The sequence below is a fragment of the Corynebacterium pseudogenitalium genome (genome assembly GCF_024453815.1).
GTDB lineage: Bacteria > Actinomycetota > Actinomycetes > Mycobacteriales > Mycobacteriaceae > Corynebacterium > Corynebacterium pseudogenitalium.
Genome location: NZ_CP072934.1, coordinates 687,377 through 707,974, shown reverse-complemented (window position 1 = coordinate 707,974; position 20,598 = coordinate 687,377). Strand labels below are relative to the sequence as shown.

Genomic DNA, 20,598 nt, shown 5'->3' with positions numbered 1-20,598 from the left:
GAGATTCCAAGATGAACGATGCTTTTCCCCTTCGCACCCCTCGCCTTATCCTCACTCCTCCCACGGACCAAGATATAGACGCCATTTTTAGGATCCACGCCGACGCCCGCACCTATCAACACCGTCCCGACCTCGCGATGAAAAACCGCAAAGAGGCAGAGGAGTTGGCAAGCACATGGCAAGAAAACTGGGATGAACAGGGTCTTGGCTACTACGTAGTGTCCATGCTTGACGGAACAACCATCGGGTTTACTGGAGTACGCCACAGTGAGGAAGCCGGTGAACAGGTACTCAACCTCTATTACCGATTCGCCCCTGAATCTCAGGGCCAGGGATACGCAAAGGAGGCTGCATCTGCGGCGATTGCCAATGCACAGGAACGTTTCCCGCAGCTTCCAGTCATCGCTATCATCGACCCCACTAATGAGGCATCGATCGGTTTAGCATTGAGGCTCGGATTCCAGCACGTCCATGGTGCGGGTGTACCGAACGATTACGAGGTCTACCGCCTCTCCTGAATTCTGGGCTCAACGCGGCGGGGTTCTCGATACGAGCTTCTCTGTATACGCCCTGTTGTTTGTTGTGGGTGCATAAAAAAGAGTGTGGTGGGTACCACCACCCCCACACCGGGAATAATGGAACCCACCACACACAATAAAATGAAGTTATAGGCCGGCGGTAACCTACTCTCCCACACCCTCCCAGGTGCAGTACCATCAGCGCGGGCGGGCTTAGCTAACCGGGTTCGGAAAGGGACCGGGCGTTTCCCCGCCGCCATCAACCACCGACACGACCAAAAACGTGCCAACACAATACTGTTGATAACAACGACAATATTCAAATAATCAGCACAGGCATGTCATGCCAGACACTGCACAGTGGACGCAAACACTCTCTTCTCGCGGAAGAACACTCAATAATTTGACCATAAACAATGCACACCATGTGTTTTGTTTTAGTCTCGGTGTAATTAGTACCAGTCACCTTACACACCTCACAGTGCTACCAGATCCGGCCTATCAACCCCATCATCTCTAGGGAACCTCAAACGAAACCTCATCTCAAAACAGGCTTCCCGCTTAGATGCTTTCAGCGGTTATCCCTCCCGTACGTAGCCAACCAGCCCTGCTCCTGGCGGAACAACTGGCACACCAGAGGTACGTCCGTCCCGGTCCTCTCGTACTAGGGACAGCCTTCTTCAAGTTTCAACGCGCGCGGCGGATAGAGACCGAACTGTCTCACGACGTTCTGAACCCAGCTCGCGTGCCGCTTTAATGGGCGAACAGCCCAACCCTTGGGACCTACTCCAGCCCCAGGATGCGACGAGCCGACATCGAGGTGCCAAACCATCCCGTCGATATGGACTCTTGGGGAAGATCAGCCTGTTATCCCCGGGGTACCTTTTATCCGTTGAGCGACACCACATCCACAAGTAGGTGCCGGATCACTAGTCCCGACTTTCGTCCCTGCTCGACTTGTAAGTCTCACAGTCAAGCTCCCTTGTGCACTTACACTCACCACCTGATTGCCAACCAGGCTGAGGGAACCTTTGGGCGCCTCCGTTACATTTTGGGAGGCAACCGCCCCAGTTAAACTACCCACCAGGCACTGTCCCCAACCCAGATCATGGGCCAAGGTTAGACATCCACTACGGTCAGAGTGGTATTTCAACAACGACTCCACAATCACTAGCGTGACCACTTCACAGTCTCCCACCTATCCTACACAAACCGCACCGAATACCAATACCAAGCTATAGTGAAGGTCCCGGGGTCTTTTCGTCCTGCCGCGCGAAACGAGCATCTTTACTCGTACTGCAATTTCACCGGGCCTGTGGTTGAGACAGCAGGGGAGTCGTTACGCCATTCGTGCAGGTCGGAACTTACCCGACAAGGAATTTCGCTACCTTAGGATGGTTATAGTTACCACCGCCGTTTACTGGGGCTTAAATTCTCCGCTTCGGACATGAGTCCTAACAGGTCCTCTTAACCTTCCAGCACCGGGCAGGCGTCAGTCCGTATACATCAACTTAACCGTCTTCGCACGGACCTGTGTTTTTGATAAACAGTCGCTCCCCTCTATTCTCTGCGACCCCCACCAGCAACACACCGAAAAAGGTATGCAACCAGCAAGGGCCCCCCTTCTCCCGAAGTTACGGGGGCAATTTGCCGAATTCCTTAACCACAGTTCACCCGACCGCTTTAGTATTCTCTACCTGACCACCTGTGTCGGTTTCGGGTACGGGCCATACACACACATCGCTAGAGGCTTTTCTCGACAGCAAAGGATCACCACCATCACCCACAATTGGGCTACGCATCACGCCTCACACAAAATATCGACCGCATTTCACAAGTCGACGTGCCACACGCTTACACCAAGTAATCCAACACTTGGCGCGGCTACCTGACTGCGTCACCCCATCACTGAACTACCACGGATCAGGCCCCACGCATCACCAACAACCACACACCACAAGTGGTGCGCATGTTGCCAGTTCAGGGTGGTTAGTATCACCGCTTCACTCTTTGTCGCATGCATACGGGTACGGGAATATCAACCCGTTGACCATCGACTACGCCTGTCGGCCTCGCCTTAGGACCCGACTCACCCTGGGAAGACGAACTTGACCCAGGAACCCTTAGTCATCCAGCGGATACGATTCTCACGTATCTCTCGTTACTCATGCCTGCATTCTCACTCGCACACAGTCCACCACCCCTTACAGTATGGCTTCACCCCATGCACGACGCTCCCCTACCCATAGTAAAAACTATGCCGCGGCTTCGGCGGTGTACTTGAGCCCCACTACATTGTCGGCGCAGAACCACTCGACCAGTGAGCTATTACGCACTCTTTCAAGGATGGCTGCTTCTAAGCCAACCTCCTGGCTGTCTTCGCGATCCCACATCCTTTTCCACTTAGTACACCCTTAGGGGCCTTAACCGGCGATCTGGGCTGTTTCCCTCTCGACTATGAAGCTTATCCCCCACAGTCTCACTGCTATAGAACACTTAACCGGCATTCGGAGTTTGGCTGATGTTGCTAAGATGATAGTCCCGCTCAACCAACCAGTAGCTCTACCTCCGGCAAACTACTATAACGCTGCACCTAAATGCATTTCGGGGAGAACCAGCTATCACGGAGTTTGATTGGCCTTTCACCCCTACCCACAACTCATCCCCTCAGTTTTCAACCTAAGTGGGTTCGCGCCTCCACAACCTCTTACAGCTGCTTCACACTGGCCATGGGTAGATCACCCCGCTTCGGGTCCAGGACATGCCACTTACAACACCCAATTAGGATTCGCTTTCGCTACGACTACCCCACACGGGTTAACCTCGCGACATGCCGCTGACTCGCAGGCTCATTCTTCAAAAGGCACGCCATCACACACACGCGGTGCTCTGACGGATTGTAAGCGCACGGTTTCAGGAACTCTTTCACTCCCCTCCCGGGGTACTTTTCACCATTCCCTCACGGTACTTATTCACTATCGGTCACACTTAGTATTTAGGCTTACCGGGTGGTCCCGGCAGATTCACAGCAGATTCCACGAGCCCACTGCTACTCGGGCAAACAATCACCACAACACGACACGCCTTCACGTACAGGGGCTCTCACCCTCTCCGGCACACCATCCCAGGTGACTTCCGCTAACACGCCGCATCATAGGGGTACATGGCAGCATACCCACAATCATCGCCCACAACACCACACGCGCAACCCCTGCCAGGTATCACACACGCATGGTTTAGCCTCATCCACGTTCGCTCGCCACTACTAGCAGAATCACAATTGTTTTCTTCTCCTACGGGTACTGAGATGTTTCACTTCCCCGCGTAACCCCCACACAGACTATACATTCATCTGCAGGTAACACTCCATAACAAGTGCCAGGTTTCCCCATTCGGACATCCTCGGATCAACGCTTTGTTGGCAACTCCCCGAGGCATAACGCAGCCTCACACGTCCTTCATCGGCTAAGCATGCCAAGGCATCCACCGTACGCCCTTGTAACAAAACAAAAACACACAACAAACAAACAACAAACAACCACCACACACAAACAGCATGACAATCACTTGTTGTTAGGCAAACTTACAATCAAAAAATTCTTCCACAAGAATAAAGATGCTCGCGTCCACTATACAGTTCTCACACAACACACCCCACACACCAACCACCAACCAAACCAGTCAGTGATCAACACGCGGAATCATTCAAGACAACACAACTGCTGCCTCAGACACCCAACAGTGCACCAACACACAATAATTAACACTTCTTTTTGACTACACAACCCGGTCACACTGCAACCACAACCACAACCACCACACGAATGCGTGGCAACCTTGTAGCTGGTGTGTCTCCACCCGGAAACAACAATTGGCAGCCACACCCACGGTGACTCAACCAACAAAAAACAGCCCACAACTGTGGGCCAACATAAAACTCCTTAGAAAGGAGGTGATCCAGCCGCACCTTCCGGTACGGCTACCTTGTTACGACTTCGTCCCAATCGCCGATCCCACCTTCGACAGCTCCCATGACAGGCCACTGGCTTCGGGTGTTACCAACTTTCATGACGTGACGGGCGGTGTGTACAAGGCCCGGGAACGTATTCACCGCAGCGTTGCTGATCTGCGATTACTAGCGACTCCGACTTCATGGGGTCGAGTTGCAGACCCCAATCCGAACTAAGGCCGGCTTTGTGCGATTAGCATCCCCTCACAAGGTAGCAAACGCGCTGTACCGACCATTGTAGCATGTGTGAAGCCCTGGACATAAGGGGCATGATGATTTGACGTCATCCCCACCTTCCTCCGAGTTAACCCCGGCAGTCTCTCATGAGTCCCCACCATTACGTGCTGGCAACATAAGACAAGGGTTGCGCTCGTTGCGGGACTTAACCCAACATCTCACGACACGAGCTGACGACAACCATGCACCACCTGTATAGCGACCACAAGGGAAACCACATCTCTGCGGCGATCCGCTACATGTCAAGCCCAGGTAAGGTTCTTCGCGTTGCATCGAATTAATCCACATGCTCCGCCGCTTGTGCGGGCCCCCGTCAATTCCTTTGAGTTTTAGCCTTGCGGCCGTACTCCCCAGGCGGGGCGCTTAATGCGTTAGCTACGGCACAAATCCCGTGGAAGGGACTCACACCTAGCGCCCACCGTTTACGGCATGGACTACCAGGGTATCTAATCCTGTTCGCTACCCATGCTTTCGCTCCTCAGCGTCAGTTACTGCCCAGAGACCTGCCTTCGCCATCGGTGTTCCTCCTGATATCTGCGCATTTCACCGCTACACCAGGAATTCCAGTCTCCCCTACAGCACTCAAGTTATGCCCGTATCGCCTGCAGTCCCACAGTTAAGCTGTGGACTTACACAAACGACGCGACAAACCACCTACGAGCTCTTTACGCCCAGTAATTCCGGACAACGCTCGCACCCTACGTATTACCGCGGCTGCTGGCACGTAGTTAGCCGGTGCTTCTTCTCCAGGTACCGTCACAAAAATGCTTCGTCCCTAGCGAAAGGAGTTTACAACCCGAAGGCCTTCATCCCCCACGCGGCGTCGCTGCATCAGGCTTGCGCCCATTGTGCAATATTCCCCACTGCTGCCTCCCGTAGGAGTCTGGGCCGTATCTCAGTCCCAATGTGGCCGTACACCCTCTCAGGCCGGCTACCCGTCGACGCCTTGGTAGGCCATTACCCCACCAACAAGCTGATAGGCCGCGAGCTCATCCCATACCGCAAAAGCTTTCCACAACAATATCCAAAAAGTTGTCCTATCCGGTATTAGACCCAGTTTCCCAAGCTTATCCCGAAGTACAGGGCAGATCACCCACGTGTTACTCACCCGTTCGCCACTCGAGTACCAGTGCAAGCACTGGCCTTTCCGTTCGACTTGCATGTGTTAAGCACGCCGCCAGCGTTCATCCTGAGCCAGGATCAAACTCTCCACAAAAACTATTTCAGAAAGAAACAAGGCCGTGAAAAGCCCGAAAACCTAACCAAAAACAAACCAACCACCAACAACAACCACAACAGTCATCGCCAGTGTCTGGCAAAATCCTAAAATTACAAAAAGTAAAGTACAAACAAAACCGGTCCCAACCCGACGGGGCAAAACAGGACCAGTCACAACCACATCAACCAATACAGTCAACATAACCGTGTAAAACTTGTACCAGTAACTAGTGACACCCAATCATAGGTTCAAGCATCACCGCCGGCACACACCAAAACATGGCACACAGCACGCAACCAAAAGTCAATGCAATCAAAAAAATAAAAAGTACATTGGCACACTATCGAGTTCTCAAACAACAACCGCACACCCAACAACCAACCCCAACCAGAGCCAGCGTCAAGCAGCTGAAACAAAGTTACACACCCGTAAACACAAAGTCAAATCCAACCAAACCAGCCAGACCCGAAACCGCCCACAAGCAGCAACTTTATTCACTTTGATCATTCCCTCCAAGCGGCCAGGCCGCTCGTCGGCAACGAGGGATAACTTAACCACGAACCAACAAACAACACAAATCGCCTGCGTAACGAGCATTTTAGTGATATGTAGCGAGTGGCCCATCCGGGCCCTCAATTACATGCACGGGCGTGTTGAAGATTTGCGTGAGCAACTCGTCGTTCATGATTTCGCGCGGAGTCCCAAACGCGGCGATCTGACCATCCTTGGTGGCGCAGATGTAGTCGGCGTACTTCGCTGCGAAGTTGATGTCGTGCAGCACGATGATGATGGTCCGCCCGAAGTCCCTCGCGGCGGAGTACAGGTGCTTCATCATTTCCACCGAGTGTGCAATGTCGAGATTGTTTAGTGGTTCGTCGAGAAGAACATAGTCAGTTTCCTGGCAGAGCACCATCGCAACGTAAGCGCGCTGACGCTGCCCTCCTGAGAGCTGATCCAGGTAACGGTTTTCGAGTTCGTGGAGACCAAGGAAGTCGATGTACTTCGAGATGATCTGCTCGTCCTCGGGAGTGAGACGTCCATGGCTGTACGGGAAGCGCCCGAAGCCGACGAGCTGGCGCACCGTCAGGCGCGTCACAAAGTGGTTCTCCTGACGCAAGATCGAGATGATCTTTGCGAGATCTTTTGATTTAGCGCTGGTGACGTCCATACGGCCGATTTCGACGGTGCCGGAGTCGATAGCTAAGAGACGCCCAATCATCGTGAGGAGCGTCGACTTGCCCGCACCGTTCGGTCCAACGAGCGCGGTGATGCCACCAGCGGGAATCTCGATGTTGACGGGTCCGATTTTGACGTCGTCGCCGTAGTCTTTGCGGACTTCTTTCAGCGTGATCATAAGCGTCCCTTCTTCAAGATGACTGCCAAAAAGGTGATGCCACCGACGAGCTCAATGATGATTGACACGACGCCCTGCGCATAAAACACGTGGTTCATGATGAAGTAGGCGCCACTGAGTACGCAGAATCCCAGCAGTACTGCCATTGGGAAGATGTAACGGTGGTCGTAGGTATCGCAGAATTGGTACGCGAGCGTCGCTACGAGGAACCCCAGGAACGTCATCGGTCCGACGAGCGCGGTCGAGACCGCCATCAAGACGGAAACCAGCACCAATGTGAAGATCGAGTGGAATCGGTGGCTAACTCCGAGGTTCACGGTGACATCTCTGCCGAGTGCGAGGACGTTGAGGCGGCGTGAATTGAAGACCAGTAGTGCTGTGGCGCCGACCGCGAGTGGGATAGCGACCGGATAGTACTCAGGATCCGCGTTGTTGACGGAGCCAAACAACCGCGCGGTGAGGACGTCGAACTCGCTTGGTGTGAGGAGGCGCTGCATGAACGTCGACACGCTGCCGAGTCCGCCACCGATCACGATGCCGACCAGCAGCATCGCGTGCATATTTGCGTGCTTTCCGGACAACAGCCACGCGTACAGCACAAGGCTCAGGCCAACCATGAGCACTAGCTGCAGCACGAACATCTGGAGCGTATATCCATTGTTCAGGCCAGCGGCACCGAGGAAGAACACGGTCGAGGTGTGAATCGACACGTAGAGGGCTTCAAAACCCATGATGGACGGCGTAATGATGCGGTTGTTCGTCACCGTTTGGAACGAAACGGTCGCCACCGCCTGGCACAGCGCCACAATCGCCATCGCGATAACCGAGTTCAAACGGCGCTTCGCAATCAGCCAGTATCCGGTGGTGCCGAAGTCCATGGGGTTGCCGTACGCCAACAGACCGGCAGTAAACCCTACGGCGGCGATGATAAGGCACGCAAGAATTATCCAGTAGCGGGTTTTGCTCTTGGTGGATTGGAAGGCTCCGACGAAGCGGGCGTCGATAAGCTGTTTAGGCACGGCGACTCTGCCTCACGATCAAGAAGACGAAAACCACCGCACCGATGATGCCCAAGATGACGGACACCGGGATCTCGAACGGGGCGATGATCGTGCGGGCCAGCAAGTCGCACACCGTGACGATGCCTACGCCGAGGAGGCAAACCCACGGAAGGTTGGAGCGGAGGTCGTCGCCACGCATCATGGAAACAATGTTGGGGACAATCAGCCCAAGGAAAGGAAGATTGCCGACGACCACCGTCACGACGCCCGCTGCGACCGCAACGAGGCTCGTTCCGACCAAGATGATGCGGCCGTAGTTAAGGCCAATGTTCGTGGCGACGTCCTCCCCCAGGCCGGCGGCCGTAAGGCGGTCGGCGTAGAAGAACACGGCAATCACGACCGCGACGACGATCCAGAGTACCTCGTACTGCCCGGAAATCACTGAGGTAAACGAGCCAGCGAACCAAATCCCGAGCGACTGAAGCAGGTCAGTTTGAAGCGCCCAAAACGTGGAGAATGCGCTGACAACGGCGCCGAGCATGATGCCGACGATCGGGACGATCAGGCTCGAGCGCAGCGTCACCCTCCGAAGGAACGCAAAGAAGACCATCGTCCCGATGAATGCGAAGGTGACGGAAATGATCATGCGCTGCAGGATCGTGCCGTCGGGCAAAAATACGTACGACGCCAGCAAGCCCAGGCCAGCCCACTCGGTGGTACCCGTCGTGGTGGGCTCGACGAAGCGGTTCTGCGTGAGCATCTGCATGATCAGACCGCTCATCGCCATCGCGGCGCCAGCAAGCACCAGCGCGATAGTGCGCGGAACGCGGGTGGTTTTGAACATGTCCCAGCCGTCGCTTGATCGAAAAACGTCGTACTGGCCAACCAATAAGGACAGGGCCAGCAGCACGATCACAATGACGAGACCCACCCCAAGCTTCCAGTTAAGAAGTTTGGGGTGGGTGCGCGTACCCGGTTGCGCCATTACTTGGCGGCCTCCAGCTGGTCAGCAATGCCGTTCAGGATTTCGGTGTAGGTCAGGATGGACTCGTTGATGTAGGTGTCCTGCGGAGCCACATAGATGTGGTTCTCCTTGACTGCGGTGACATTCTGCAGTGCGGCAGAGTCGCTCAGCACGCTCAGAGCAGCCGGGGACTCCCCTTCCTTCTTAATGGCCGCGTCGCGGTCAAGGGCGAAGATCCAATCTGGGTTGGAGTCGGCGATAGCCTCAACAGAAATATCGTCACCCTTGTGGTCGCTCGAGGCGTTTTCTACCTTCAGCGCCGGAGTGAAACCGATGAGGTCAAAGAGGGGGCCAAAGGTGCGGCCGATGCCCGGCGCAACATATCCGATTTCCCCACCAGAAACGTTGACAGCCATCACGGTCTGCGCTGGGTCGTATGCGTCGCGAGCACGCTGTACTGCCTTGGTGAAGTCTTCGACGGTTTTCTCCGCTTCGGCCTGCTTACCGAAGATTTCGCCGAGCTCGAGGGTCTGACGGATCAACTCACGGTCGAAGGGTTCATCGTCACGTGGTTCGAAGTCGACGAGTACTGCGTTCGGAACAAGTTTCTGAATCTCGTCGTCGTACTTTTCAAAACGCTGGCCCGAGATGATTACGTCCGGGTCAGCTGCAACGATGATCTCCAGATTCGGCTCCTTGTGATTGCCGATGTCCGCAATATCGTCATTGTCTCGCAGGCCCGGAACATCTTTCGAAACCAACTTCTTTGGCGCCGCAACCGGCTTCACACCCCAGGAGTCCAGGAGCTCGAAGGTGCGGTTGTCGAGCGCAACGACGCGCTTCGGCGGAGTCGGCACAGTCTTTTCGCCATAGTTGTCGGTCACGGTCACGGTGCCGTTTTCCGCGGCAGTCGTCGTAGCGGAGGCGCTAGCCTGGGTCTCCGAAGTGGACGCGTTGTTCGACTCTGCTTCAGAGCAGGCGGTCAGCGTCATCGCTGCGGCGGCCGCAACAGCCACGATGGTCTTACGTGAAAAACGAATCATGTTGAAAAGTATCCTTGCTACTCATATCCAAGGGTAGGGTTACCTCACTCACCCTAAGCTACTCATGAGAGTTAGGCAAGGCTTAGAGAAGAAAGTGATTATCGACATCCCCCTCCCCTTACCCCCGTGTCATGCATCTACGCAGCTTAGATCGCATCGAATCAGCCATTGGCCGCAGCCCCATCTGGTGCAAGCACACCTTAGCTGTGACAGAATACTCGGAGCACTGGATCTCACCGCGTCAGTACAATAGGAGGACTCCAAATGTCCACAATCGCAGTCTTCGCATTCTTTCTCGCCTACATCGTTGCCCCTAGCAGTCCCATCGTATGGATCTTGCTCGCGGTCGCGTTCGTCGCCCTCACCTGGGACACAGTTGTGCTCGTGCGAAAGGCTGCTGCCCGATGAACTCACCACTCAACAACGCGGCCGTCTACGTCCTCGTCACTGTTCTTGCATATCTCGCGACCGGCTGGACCTGGTCGATTGCCGTAGGCGCTGCCGTAGCTCTTTCAGCGTTCTCCCGTCATTTGTACACAGACAAGGCGTAACGCCACTGAGGGGAACGGAAGAGATTCTACCGATCGTCAATAAACGTGAGATCCCCTCCAAGCCAAAAGCCGCCACTCACAGTGACGGCTACAACTAGCTATGTGCTTTACTCTTCGGTGAACGAGTCCCACGGAGCACCAACCATATCGGCAAGTTCAATATCCGCTTCATCTTCCGAAACCAGCTTCATATTCTAGGGCCAATACTCACCACGTATTCGAGCAAATCTTCACCCGTGTTCAACTGGCTCGCTCATCACGCTTTACCTTTCACTTGGGGCTCTGGCCTCTAGATGTCTTTGACGCTGCCTTCGCCGTCAATGAACTCCAGCGGCGACGCTGGGAGGATCTCGCGACCGACCACCTCGGTGACAACGTCCGCAACAAGCTCCCGGGAGGTCGTCATAATGCCGGTGGGCTCAGCATCCTTGTCCAGCACGGTAATGCCCCGTGCAAGCTCTTCGGTCAGCGCCGCCGGGCCAAGGATGAGGTAGTTGAGATCCGTCGAATTCAGTTTGTTATCGACGGCCTTCTTCGACTCAACATACGCATACCACGACTCATCGGAAGGATCAGTCGTGTTCTCAGTAGCGCCGACGTAGGAGATCATCACGTATGCCGGTGCTTGTTTCCCCTCCGCAGCCAGTTTCTCTAGCCCAGCGATGGAGGCCAGGGCGGCGTCGCGGTCGACTGCCCACGTCACTTCGGCACCAGCGCGTCCACCGTTGCCGGCGCCCCACACGGCGACGTCATACTGGGCAAGGAGCTCAGCCCAGTCCTCAACGGAGATCTCGGTTAGGTCCCGCAAGACAGGGGTAGCTCCAAGCGCTTCAATATCGGCAGCCTGGTCGGGGTTGCGTATGAGGGAATGGACAGTATGGCCAGCGGCGACGAGCTTTGGCGCTGCCAACAGCCCCACCTTGCCATGGCCACCGATGTACAGAACGTTCTTGCGTGCAGTCGTCGTTTCAGTCATGGGCGCCACTGTACGCGTCATCTGCTTTCTCTAACGGTTGGCCGAAATTTGGGTCATACCCAGACCCTCAACTTGTAGTTACTCTCCTTCACAATCGCCCACAATCGAAAACCAAGTCCATGCAACGTATCCGACATATGCGAGCGGAAGAACCAGCGGTAAGAAAATGCCAGCAACCGCGCACATCGTAAGTACGCCGATGGCCACCCGTGCGAATGACGGTTCAGAACCTGAAGCAACGAGCCTTACCGTCACTACGGCGGTAACGAAGCAGAGGACAACAGTCAGCTCCCACGGGATCCCGCTTCTGGTGGCCAAGATCACCGTCGCAATACCAACACAAATCCACAGGACCTTTGGAAGACTCACACTAGAACCCGATCCATTCCTTAGGGACAGTCACACTGAAGCGTAACAAGCTCGGTCTACCGAGCACCAGGTATGCAACCTGAAGCCGATGGAATAGCCTCGGCAAGATATGAAGAAAATGACCCTCTACCTGCTTAAACAAGTAGAGGGACAGTGGAGCCGCCGGGAATTGAACCCGGGTCCTTCACCACCGCGCCAGGGCTTCTCCGTGCGCAGTTCGCGCACTGCCTCTGCTCGGCCCTCCGGATCAGGCAAACATGTCCGGATGACGGGCCCAGTCAGTGAAAAATGTCCCTCCCAAGGCCCCACTGACAGGGCCGGAAGGCAAGCCCCCTAAGTCGACGCCAGGTACCGGGTCGGGGGCATCCCCGGCCTGACGGACACGCAGGTCGCTGAACCTTTCTAATTAGGCAGCGAGGGCGTAGTCACGCTGAGAGTTCTTCTCTGCGTTTATTGGTTGCTACGACGCTTACGGTGGTCTCTAGCCTGCACCGGCACGCTTCCCCTGGCTTAGTCGATGAAGTCGAAACCAGAATCGACCCCTCGTACTACGGGAACCGTAGAAGCACCACTGTAGCCGACAATCGCGCTCCCGCGCAAGGGCCCCGACCTAGGCGGTTGGGGTGATGCGCAGGAATTCGACGACGGCATCCGGACCGGCGTCGACGGCGAGGCGTGCGGCCTTCGCCACGGACTGTGGTGTCATCTTTGGGCCGTTCGTGTCACCGTGGAGCATGTCGGTGTCGGTTCGTCCTGGGTGCAGGGAGGTCACGCGGACGGAACCGGCTTCCTCCAGGCGAAGGGAATCGGTGAAACCGCGTAGGCCGAATTTGGAGGCGCAGTAGGCGGAGTTGCCGTCGATACCAAAGAAGCCGGCGCCGGAGTTGATGGTCAGGATGAGGCCGTTGCTGCGTCGCAGCGCGGGCAAGAGCGCCTTCGTGAGCAGCATTGGTGCGATCACGTTGACTTCCATGGTGCGGCGCAGGTCGACCTCGGAAAGATCGGTGAGGCGGGCGGGCGTCATGACGCCTGCGGCGAGCACGAGCACGTCGAGCTCTTGAATGTTCGACGCAGCCTCCACCAGCACGGCGCTGTCGGTGAGGTCGACCTCGAAGGGTTCCGCGCTGGGCAGTGCGCTGACAACCTCGGAAGCGTCGCGGGAGGCGCCGACGTAGATGTGGTGGTCGCGGCCGAGTTCCTCGGCGATCGCGTGGCCGATACCGCGGGATGCCCCGGTGACGAGTGCGTGCTTCATCGTGAATCCTCCTTAGGCTTTGATGCCTTTGAACTTCCGGCCGAGGTCGCGGGCGATTTCACGGTCCTCGGTGCGGCGTTTGATGGCTTGGCGTTTGTCATAGTCCTGCTTACCCTGCCCCAGGCCGAGCTCCACTTTCGCGCGGCCGTCCTTGAGGTAGAGCGAGAGCGGGATGAGGGTGCGGTTGCCGTCGCGAAGCTTGCCCTGCAGAGAGTCGATTTCGCGGCGGTGCATGAGCAGCTTGCGGGTCCGGCGTGGAGGGTGGTTCGTCCAGTGCCCCTTGGAGTACTCCGGGATGTGCATGTTGCGCAGCCAGACCTCACCGTTATCGATGGTCGCAAACGCCTCGACCAGCGACACCTTGCCTTCGCGCAGCGACTTGATCTCGGTGCCGACGAGCACGATGCCGGCCTCCCAGGTGTCCAGGATGTTGTAGTCGTGGCGCGCTTTCCGGTTGGTCGCAAGGACCCCGGTGTTGCTCAGCTTTTGTTTCTTCTTCTTGCCCATAGGCGTTCCACCCTACTACTTCCGTACATAGCTGCGCAGTGCCACCTGAGCTGCGAGGGCGCCAATGACGACGGCCCCAAGACCGACAAGCGGCATCACTGTCATGACGGCGGAGTCCGGAACGCGGGCGACGAGTTGGGAGGCGTAGAGGTCACCGAGGATCGGGTCGACGAGCGAGCGCTTCCCCACCCACGCCAACACGGTGGCAAGCACCGCACCGATCAGCACGGAGAGCACCGCCTCCAGCACAAACGGCGCCTGGGTGAACCAGCGGGATGCACCCACCATGCGCATAATGGCGATCTGCTCGCGGCGGTTGTACGCGGCGAGCTGGACCATGTTCACAATCAGGAACAGCGATGCCAGTGCCTGCGCCGCGGCGACGACGAAAGTCACGTTGCGGAAGGTGTCCATGGTGCCCGCGGCCTCGCGTACGGTGTCGGCCTGGTCGCTGACCATGGCAACCTGCGGCATGTCACGGATGGCGTCGATAGGTGCGATGTCGGACGGGTCCTTGAGGCGCACGTGCAGCGCGGCGGGCAGCGCGTCCGGGGAGGTTTCGCGCACGAGGTCCGGCTCGGAGTCCTGGAAGAGCTCCACGAAGCGTTCGTAGGACTGCTCGCGGGAACGGAAGGTCACCTGTTCGACGCGGTCGTCGGCTTGCAGGGTGTCGCGGACCTCGCGGCAGGCCTCCGAGGAACAGTCGTTGTCCTCAGCGGAGATGGTCTCGTCGAGCTCCACCATGACTTCGACGCGGTCGAGGTAGAGGTCCTTCGTCGCGCTCGTCGCCTGTGAAATGAGGATGCCGGCACCAACCAACACGAGCGAGAGCGCGGTGGTGATGATGAGCGCGATAGTCATGGTGAAATTGCGCCCGAGGCCGCGGAGGCCTTCGCGGAAAATGAAGTTCCAGTTCATGCTTATCCCCTCACGGTTCCGTAGACGCCGTTGGCGTCGTCGCGAACAAGTTTGCCCAGGTGCAGTTCCATGACGCGCTGGCGCATCTCGTTGACGGCGCGTGCGTTGTGGGTGGACATCACAACGGTGGTGCCAAGGCGGTTGATCCGCGCGAGTAGCGCCATGATCTCGTCGGAGGTTCCCGGGTCGAGGTTGCCCGTGGGCTCGTCGGCGAGGACGAGTGGGGGCTTATCGACGAACGCTCGCGCGATCGCGACGCGTTGCTGCTCGCCGCCTGATAGTTCGTGTGGCATGCGGTTCGCTTTCGCATCCAGTCCGACCAGCTCGAGGGCCTCTGGTACCAGTTTTGCGATGCGCTGCTTCTTCTTCCCGATCACCTCGAGCGCGAACGCTACGTTGTCGTAGACGTTTAGCTTGGGCAGCAGCCTGAAGTCCTGGAAGACGTAGCCGATGGATTGACGCAGCAGGTTTACGTTGCTGCCCTTTAATGCGTTGACGTGGAAGTCGTCGAAGTAGATATCCCCCGAGGTCAGGTTTTCCTCACGGATCATCAGCTGAAGCAACGTCGACTTGCCGGACCCGGACGGGCCGATGAGGAAGACGAAGTCGCCGTCGGCAATTTCGAATGAGACATCGTCGAGTGCTGGGCGTGTGGACGTCGGGTAGACCTTCGTCACGTTGGAAAAAGTGATCACCCGCTACACACTACTACTTCTTCTGTTACTCCTGTGACTGGAGTTGCTCCATGCGCCAGCGGATACCGGCCTCCAGGAAGCCGTCGATGTCGCCGTCGAGCACCTTCTGCGGGTCCCCCACCTCGTAGTTCGTGCGCAGGTCCTTCACCATCTGGTACGGGTGCAGCACATAGGAGCGCATCTGGTTGCCCCAGCTGGCGTTGCCGCCAGCACCAAGTGCGTCCATCTCGGCCTTTTCCTCCATGCGTTTCTTCTCTAGGAGCTTGGACTGCAGCACGTTGAGCGCGGACGCCTTGTTCTGGATCTGCGATTTCTCGTTCTGGCAGGTCACCACGATACCGGTCGGGATGTGCGTGATACGCACCGCCGAGTCCGTGGTGTTGACCGACTGCCCGCCAGGGCCCGAGGAGCGGTACACATCCACGCGAATCTCGCTATCGGGGATTTCGATCGAGTCGGTGTGCTCTACGACCGGCAGCACCTCTACTTCTGCAAACGAGGTCTGGCGTCGCGCCTGGTTGTCGAACGGCGAGATGCGCACCAGGCGGTGCGCGCCCTGCTCGACAGAAAGCTGACCGTACATATATTCACCGTGCACCACGAAGGTCGCCGACTTGATCCCGGCTTCCTCGGCGTAGGAAATGTCGTACACATCCACCTTGTGGCCGTGCTTTTCCGCCCAGCGGATGTACATGCGCATGAGCATCTCGGCCCAGTCAGCAGCATCAACACCACCGGCGCCGGAACGGATGTTGACGACGGCCTCGCGCTCGTCGTACTCGCCCGACAGCATCGTCTGCACTTCCAGGGAATCGACGTCCGCTTCGAGCGAATCGAGCTCATCGTCGGCGAGCGAAGGATCGCCTTCCTCTTCGGCGAGTTCGTACATGACGGGGAGGTCGTCGATACGCGAGCGCAAGCTCGTGACCTTCTTCAGGCGAGCCTGGACGCTGGAGAGCTCCGAGGTGACCTGCTGCGCGTGGGCGGGGTCGTCCCAGAGGCTCGGGTCGCCGGCTTGCTGCTCGAGTTCTTTGATGCGCAGGGCCATTTCGTCGAGGTCCATGACTTTTTCGATAGTGGTCAACGTGGCGTCAATACGTTTGATTCGAGCGAGCGTCTCCGGTTGCATACCGTCGAAGTCTAGACGACGCTCCACAAATCGCGCGCACAGCCCCATAATGGGTACATGACTTCTTTCATTGAGCAACATCGCGACTCTGATGACGCAACACTGGCCGCCGCGCTAGTTGAGCATGCTGGCTCGCTTGCGCTGCGAATGCGGGAGGAAGGCCTTTCGACGGATTACAAGACCTCAATTTCTGACGTGGTGACGGAGGCGGACCGTGTCGCCGAACGCTTCGTCGCGGAAACGCTCGCCGAGCTGCGCCCACACGACGGCGTCCTCGGCGAAGAGGGTGCTTCCAAACATGGCGATTCCTCACGGACGTGGGTAATTGACCCGGTTGATGGCACCTTTAACTTCACGCAGGGCTCCGACTACTTCTGCTCGGCGCTCGCGCTGGTAGAGGGCGACCCCTCGGACCCTGCGCGGATCCTGATTGGCGCGGTGCACCGCCCGGCGATGAATACGACGTGGCTTGCCCACGATGGCGTCGCGACGCGCAACGGCGAGCCATTGCCCGACCTCGAGGCGGCGTCGCTGGCCTCGCAGGGCCTGGTGACGTACCTGCACCCGACGTTCATGCGCGATGACGCCATCCGGAACGCGTGGTTGCGCGCGGTGCGCGACGCGGCGACGATCCGCATGTGGGGCGCTGGCTCCGTCGACCTGTCCAATATCGCTAGTGGCCAGCTGGGTGGGTGGCTGCAGCACTCCGTCGCCGATTGGGACTGGCTGCCGGGCAAGGCGCTCATTGAGGCAGTTGGGGGCGTGGCAAAGAAGGTGCCTGCGGGCGGGGTGACCTGGTGCGTTGCCGGAAACCCACAAATTGTGTCGGACATTGAAGCTAGGCTTACTGAGCATGACGAATCTTTATGACGATGACCTCGCCCTTGCCCTCGAACTCGCAGATGCTGCCGACGCGATCACGCTCGACCGCTTCGAGGCCTCCGACCTGAAGGTGAAGTCGAAGCCGGATATGACCCCGGTCTCCGACGCCGACGTCGCTGTCGAGGAGGTGCTGCGTGAGCGCCTCGCAGAGGCCCGCCCGGGCGACTCGATCGTCGGCGAAGAGTTCGGCGGGGAGACCGTCTTCGAGGGCCGCCAGTGGGTCATCGACCCGATCGATGGCACGAAGAACTTCGTCCGCGGTGTGCCCGTGTGGGCGACGCTGATTTCACTGCTTGTCGACGGCCAACCAGTCTTGGGCGTCGTCTCTGCCCCGGCGCTGGCGCGCCGCTGGTACGCGGCGAAAGGCTCCGGCGCGTGGCGGACGTTTAACAAGGGCAGCCTGAAGCGCCTCGTGGTCTCCCACGTGGGCGAGCTTGCGGACGCCTCCCTGGCGATGTCTTCGCTTGAGGGCTGGAAGGCCCGTGGCCTGCAGGAGAACTTCATCGCACTCACTGAGCGCACCTGGCGCCTGCGCGGCTACGGGGACTTCTTCGGCTACTGCCTGGTGGCCGAGGGCGCCGTCGACATCGCGGCAGAACCGGAGGTATCTGTGTGGGACCTTGCAGCCCTGTCTGTCCTGGTCACGGAGGCCGGTGGCACGTTTAGCTCACTCAACGGTGAGCCTGGACCGCACGGCGGCGACGCGATCGCCACGAATGGTCTGCTGCACGACGCCGCCCGGAAGGTAATCGGCGTCTAAGGAACTTCAAGCGCTTAAAGCCTTAGGGCAGGCGGAAGCCGTTGTCCAGCGTGGACAGCACCGCGTCCATCCGGACGGCGCCCGTCGGCGCGTGAATCACGCCCTGCAGCGGGCTGTGGCACGAGACATCGAACGGTGATGGGAGGACCCCGCCGTTCAGGATGCCGACGAGGCGGTCGCCCACCACTACGGGTGCGCCCGAATCGCCCTGCATGGCGCAGGTGTGGGAGATGTTCATAGACTCCCAGTCGTGCAGCGTCACGCCGCACGTCCTGCCGGAGGCCACGCCCTGCTTGCACACCACGTTGCCGGGCTTGATCGGCTTGCTGCCGAGATGGTTAATGTGGACGCCGTTGTAGGAGCGTGTGACCTCCGCGTTCGAGCCCAGCTCGATCAGTGCGTAGTCGAGGTCCCGGTTGACCTCCACGATGGTGCCGGAGGGCCCGACTTGCCAGGAGTCGGCGGAGGTGACGGCGTCGCCAACTTCGCCGCAGTGCCCGGCGGTCAGCGCGTATTTGTGCCCTTTATCGTCGTAGCCCGCCACGGCGACGGTGCACATTGATTCGGTGCCGTTCGTGCGCTTCACGTAAATCGGGGTGCTGGGCCCGTAGAGGGAATTTCCCCGAGTGAGCGCCTGGTTCGAGGCCTCCGGAATCCGCGGGGCATCGTGGAAGGAACCGGGCACGCGGTGCAGCACGTAGTCGGTCCAAGGTTTTCCGGCGAGTAGCTTCGAAGCGGCGTCGCTACGCCAGACATAGTTTGGGTCGACGTTGCCCTCGTACTCCGAGCGCACCTGCGCTGTTGCCGGTGGCGCGAACCCCACCCCTGCGACCGCGATTCCAACCCCAGCAACGAGCGCACACACTCGGCGAAGCAACATAGGCACCCTTCCACTCCGACCACAGACGTTTCTTGAGTACACAATGCCACCTTTTGCCCTAATTTGCCCCATCGGCACGGCAGCCAGCACAAAAGGTGTGGGTGCGGAACTATGCTCAAGCCATGCGCCTAGAAGAAAAGTTCACGCCGTTCCTACAAAGCCTGGAAGCTCACCGCGGTGAGCTAGAGAATTTGTACAAGTGGTTCCACCAGAACCCTGAGTTGTCAATGCAGGAATTTGCCACCTCCGCTCGCATTCAGGAGGAGCTGGAGGCGCTCGGCGTCAAGGTGGTGCCCGTCGGCACAACGGGGCTCGTGGGCGTCGTGCGAAACGGCGACGGCCCAACTGTCGGTTTCCGCGCCGACTTCGACGCCCTCCCAATCAAGGAAGAAACGGGGCTTGAGTACTCGGCTTCGCCGGAGCTGGGCATCATGCACGCCTGCGGCCACGACATGCACACGACCGCACTGTTGGGTGCGGTTCGCTTGCTGCAGGAAAATACCGACGCGTGGAGCGGCACCTTCCTTGCCATCTTCCAGCCTGGTGAGGAGACCGGCGCCGGCGCCCAGGACATGGCCGACGCGGGGCTAGCCACGAAGGTCCCTACCCCCGAGGTAGTGCTTGGCCAGCACGTGGGACCGATGCTGCCGAACTACGGCCTCGGCGCACTACCAGGGCCGGTGTTCGCTGCGGCCGAACAGACGAAGGTCACCATTTACGGGCAGGGTGCCCACGGCTCGCAACCGCACAACGGCATCGACCCGGTGGTGATCGCGGCGAGCATCATCACCCGGCTGCAAACGATCGTTGCACGCGAAGTGGACCCGCAGGACATGGCCGTAGTCACGGTTGGCGCGGTCCACGCGGGTAACTCGGCGAACACGATCGCCGCGACGGCCGAGATTTCCGTTTCCACGCGCGCGTTTACCTCCGAGCTTTCGGAGAAGCTCAACGCCTCCATCAAGCGGATCGTTCGCGCGGAGTGCGAGGCCGCTGGCACGCCAAAGCCGCCCGCGTTCGAGTGCATCGGTGGTGCGCCGGAGTTCCACAACGACGAGGCGACGGCCGACACTGTCATGACCGCGTTCCGGAAGAACTTCGACGAGGTCGGCGACTTCGGCAGGCTTTCCGGCTCCGAGGACTTCCCCACGATTGGCAATGCGTTCGGCGCCCCGTACTTCTACTGGTTCTTGGGCAGTGTCAAAGATATCGACGGCGCCCCTTCGAACCACTCGCCGTACTTCACCCCTGACCTGCAGCCGGTGCTTGACCGCAGTATCCAGGCCATCTTGGTCTCCACGTCTCCGTGGTTGATGCGAGGGTAGGCCTGC

At 58.3% G+C, this 20,598-nt stretch carries 18 protein-coding genes, 3 rRNA genes and 1 other RNA gene; 6 read left to right on the top strand and 16 right to left on the bottom strand.

The window, feature by feature from the left end; translation table 11 throughout:
• The first annotated feature begins 11 nt into the window (after window positions 1-11).
• Window positions 12-518: a GNAT family N-acetyltransferase gene (locus KBP54_RS03395; RefSeq protein WP_256006316.1), complete on the top strand. Its 507-nt coding sequence runs from the start codon at window positions 12-14 to the stop codon at window positions 516-518.
• A gap of 152 nt (window positions 519-670) precedes the next feature.
• On the opposite strand, the gene rrf is transcribed toward KBP54_RS03395, so the two are convergent.
• The 8 genes from rrf to KBP54_RS03355 form a co-directional block, all read right to left on the bottom strand.
• Window positions 671-789: ribosomal RNA gene (gene rrf / locus KBP54_RS03390) — 5S ribosomal RNA — on the bottom strand.
• 159 nt (window positions 790-948) lie between these two features.
• Window positions 949-4,028, bottom strand: a 23S ribosomal RNA gene (locus KBP54_RS03385).
• Window positions 4,029-4,463: 435 nt separating this feature from the next.
• Window positions 4,464-5,980 (bottom strand): 16S ribosomal RNA (locus tag KBP54_RS03380).
• Together the 16S, 23S and 5S rRNA genes form the textbook arrangement of a ribosomal RNA operon.
• A gap of 42 nt (window positions 5,981-6,022) precedes the next feature.
• Window positions 6,023-6,184, bottom strand: a complete 162-nt coding sequence (locus KBP54_RS03375; protein WP_256006314.1) for a hypothetical protein — start codon at window positions 6,182-6,184, stop codon at window positions 6,023-6,025.
• A 397-nt stretch (window positions 6,185-6,581) separates the two neighbouring features.
• A complete protein-coding gene (locus KBP54_RS03370; RefSeq protein ID WP_070362871.1) occupies window positions 6,582-7,337 on the bottom strand; it encodes an iron ABC transporter ATP-binding protein in 756 nt (251 codons plus the stop codon).
• Window positions 7,334-8,356: an iron chelate uptake ABC transporter family permease subunit gene (locus KBP54_RS03365; protein ID WP_256006312.1), complete on the bottom strand. Its 1,023-nt coding sequence runs from the start codon at window positions 8,354-8,356 to the stop codon at window positions 7,334-7,336. The genes KBP54_RS03370 and KBP54_RS03365 overlap by 4 nt, the downstream gene beginning before the upstream one ends.
• Entirely contained in the window at window positions 8,349-9,323 is a 975-nt protein-coding gene (locus tag KBP54_RS03360; protein WP_070476993.1) for an ABC transporter permease, read from the bottom strand. Before KBP54_RS03360 ends, KBP54_RS03365 begins: the two co-directional genes overlap by 8 nt.
• Window positions 9,323-10,345, bottom strand: a complete 1,023-nt coding sequence (locus KBP54_RS03355) for a siderophore ABC transporter substrate-binding protein (RefSeq protein WP_070362874.1) — start codon at window positions 10,343-10,345, stop codon at window positions 9,323-9,325. Before KBP54_RS03355 ends, KBP54_RS03360 begins: the two co-directional genes overlap by 1 nt.
• 264 nt (window positions 10,346-10,609) lie before the next feature.
• On the opposite strand from KBP54_RS03355, the gene KBP54_RS03350 reads away from it, so the two are divergent.
• Together KBP54_RS03350 and KBP54_RS03345 are read left to right on the top strand one after the other, a co-directional pair.
• Window positions 10,610-10,753, top strand: coding sequence for a hypothetical protein (locus KBP54_RS03350; protein ID WP_256006310.1), 144 nt, complete (start codon window positions 10,610-10,612; stop codon window positions 10,751-10,753).
• Window positions 10,750-10,896, top strand: coding sequence for a hypothetical protein (locus KBP54_RS03345; RefSeq protein ID WP_256006308.1), 147 nt, complete (start codon window positions 10,750-10,752; stop codon window positions 10,894-10,896). The genes KBP54_RS03350 and KBP54_RS03345 overlap by 4 nt, the downstream gene beginning before the upstream one ends.
• A 289-nt stretch (window positions 10,897-11,185) precedes the next feature.
• Here the strand turns inward: KBP54_RS03345 and KBP54_RS03340 are convergent, their stop codons facing one another.
• The 7 genes from KBP54_RS03340 to prfB all read right to left on the bottom strand — a co-directional run bounded on the left by KBP54_RS03340 (window position 11,186) and on the right by prfB (window position 16,745).
• A complete protein-coding gene (locus tag KBP54_RS03340) occupies window positions 11,186-11,872 on the bottom strand; it encodes an NAD(P)H-binding protein (RefSeq protein ID WP_256006305.1) in 687 nt (228 codons plus the stop codon).
• A 520-nt stretch (window positions 11,873-12,392) separates the two neighbouring features.
• Window positions 12,393-12,784: a transfer-messenger RNA gene (ssrA, locus tag KBP54_RS03335) on the bottom strand.
• Window positions 12,785-12,851: 67 nt separating this feature from the next.
• Complete coding sequence (locus KBP54_RS03330) at window positions 12,852-13,496, bottom strand: SDR family oxidoreductase (RefSeq protein ID WP_256006303.1); 645 nt, start codon at window positions 13,494-13,496, stop codon at window positions 12,852-12,854.
• A 12-nt stretch (window positions 13,497-13,508) separates the two neighbouring features.
• A complete protein-coding gene (gene smpB / locus KBP54_RS03325; protein ID WP_071572931.1) occupies window positions 13,509-14,003 on the bottom strand; it encodes an SsrA-binding protein SmpB in 495 nt (164 codons plus the stop codon).
• A gap of 15 nt (window positions 14,004-14,018) precedes the next feature.
• Window positions 14,019-14,921: a permease-like cell division protein FtsX gene (ftsX, locus tag KBP54_RS03320; protein ID WP_256000959.1), complete on the bottom strand. Its 903-nt coding sequence runs from the start codon at window positions 14,919-14,921 to the stop codon at window positions 14,019-14,021.
• A gap of 2 nt (window positions 14,922-14,923) precedes the next feature.
• A complete protein-coding gene (gene ftsE, locus KBP54_RS03315; RefSeq protein WP_070362879.1) occupies window positions 14,924-15,616 on the bottom strand; it encodes a cell division ATP-binding protein FtsE in 693 nt (230 codons plus the stop codon).
• A 25-nt stretch (window positions 15,617-15,641) separates the two neighbouring features.
• Entirely contained in the window at window positions 15,642-16,745 is a 1,104-nt protein-coding gene (gene prfB / locus KBP54_RS03310; protein ID WP_256006300.1) for a peptide chain release factor 2, read from the bottom strand.
• A 57-nt stretch (window positions 16,746-16,802) separates the two neighbouring features.
• Between prfB and KBP54_RS03305 the strand changes: the two genes are divergently transcribed.
• Entirely contained in the window at window positions 16,803-17,615 is an 813-nt protein-coding gene (locus tag KBP54_RS03305) for an inositol monophosphatase family protein (RefSeq protein WP_256006298.1), read from the top strand.
• Window positions 17,599-18,387: a histidinol-phosphatase gene (gene hisN / locus KBP54_RS03300; RefSeq protein WP_256006295.1), complete on the top strand. Its 789-nt coding sequence runs from the start codon at window positions 17,599-17,601 to the stop codon at window positions 18,385-18,387. The genes KBP54_RS03305 and hisN overlap by 17 nt, the downstream gene beginning before the upstream one ends.
• A 22-nt stretch (window positions 18,388-18,409) precedes the next feature.
• Here the strand turns inward: hisN and KBP54_RS03295 are convergent, their stop codons facing one another.
• Window positions 18,410-19,267, bottom strand: a complete 858-nt coding sequence (locus tag KBP54_RS03295; protein WP_240492730.1) for a S1 family peptidase — start codon at window positions 19,265-19,267, stop codon at window positions 18,410-18,412.
• Window positions 19,268-19,389: 122 nt separating this feature from the next.
• Between KBP54_RS03295 and KBP54_RS03290 the strand changes: the two genes are divergently transcribed.
• Window positions 19,390-20,592: an amidohydrolase gene (locus KBP54_RS03290; protein WP_256006293.1), complete on the top strand. Its 1,203-nt coding sequence runs from the start codon at window positions 19,390-19,392 to the stop codon at window positions 20,590-20,592.
• Window positions 20,593-20,598 lie beyond the last annotated feature (6 nt).

What these genes read in the sequence shown, in the direction of transcription:
- KBP54_RS03330 (WP_256006303.1), bottom strand. Translation starts at nt 13,496, where the DNA reads ATGAAGCACGCACTCGTCACCGGGGCATCCCGCGGTATCGGCCACGCG.
- smpB (WP_071572931.1), bottom strand. Translation starts at nt 14,003, where the DNA reads ATGGGCAAGAAGAAGAAACAAAAGCTGAGCAACACCGGGGTCCTTGCG.
- ftsX (WP_256000959.1), bottom strand. Translation starts at nt 14,921, where the DNA reads ATGAACTGGAACTTCATTTTCCGCGAAGGCCTCCGCGGCCTCGGGCGC.
- KBP54_RS03295 (WP_240492730.1), bottom strand. Translation starts at nt 19,267, where the DNA reads ATGTTGCTTCGCCGAGTGTGTGCGCTCGTTGCTGGGGTTGGAATCGCG.
- prfB (WP_256006300.1), bottom strand. Translation starts at nt 16,745, where the DNA reads ATGCAACCGGAGACGCTCGCTCGAATCAAACGTATTGACGCCACGTTG.
- KBP54_RS03290 (WP_256006293.1), top strand. Translation starts at nt 19,390, where the DNA reads ATGCGCCTAGAAGAAAAGTTCACGCCGTTCCTACAAAGCCTGGAAGCT.
- KBP54_RS03370 (WP_070362871.1), bottom strand. Translation starts at nt 7,337, where the DNA reads ATGATCACGCTGAAAGAAGTCCGCAAAGACTACGGCGACGACGTCAAA.
- KBP54_RS03340 (WP_256006305.1), bottom strand. Translation starts at nt 11,872, where the DNA reads ATGACTGAAACGACGACTGCACGCAAGAACGTTCTGTACATCGGTGGC.
- KBP54_RS03375 (WP_256006314.1), bottom strand. Translation starts at nt 6,184, where the DNA reads ATGTTGACTGTATTGGTTGATGTGGTTGTGACTGGTCCTGTTTTGCCC.
- KBP54_RS03305 (WP_256006298.1), top strand. Translation starts at nt 16,803, where the DNA reads ATGACTTCTTTCATTGAGCAACATCGCGACTCTGATGACGCAACACTG.
- KBP54_RS03350 (WP_256006310.1), top strand. Translation starts at nt 10,610, where the DNA reads ATGTCCACAATCGCAGTCTTCGCATTCTTTCTCGCCTACATCGTTGCC.
- KBP54_RS03360 (WP_070476993.1), bottom strand. Translation starts at nt 9,323, where the DNA reads ATGGCGCAACCGGGTACGCGCACCCACCCCAAACTTCTTAACTGGAAG.
- KBP54_RS03345 (WP_256006308.1), top strand. Translation starts at nt 10,750, where the DNA reads ATGAACTCACCACTCAACAACGCGGCCGTCTACGTCCTCGTCACTGTT.
- hisN (WP_256006295.1), top strand. Translation starts at nt 17,599, where the DNA reads ATGACGAATCTTTATGACGATGACCTCGCCCTTGCCCTCGAACTCGCA.
- KBP54_RS03395 (WP_256006316.1), top strand. Translation starts at nt 12, where the DNA reads ATGAACGATGCTTTTCCCCTTCGCACCCCTCGCCTTATCCTCACTCCT.
- KBP54_RS03355 (WP_070362874.1), bottom strand. Translation starts at nt 10,345, where the DNA reads ATGATTCGTTTTTCACGTAAGACCATCGTGGCTGTTGCGGCCGCCGCA.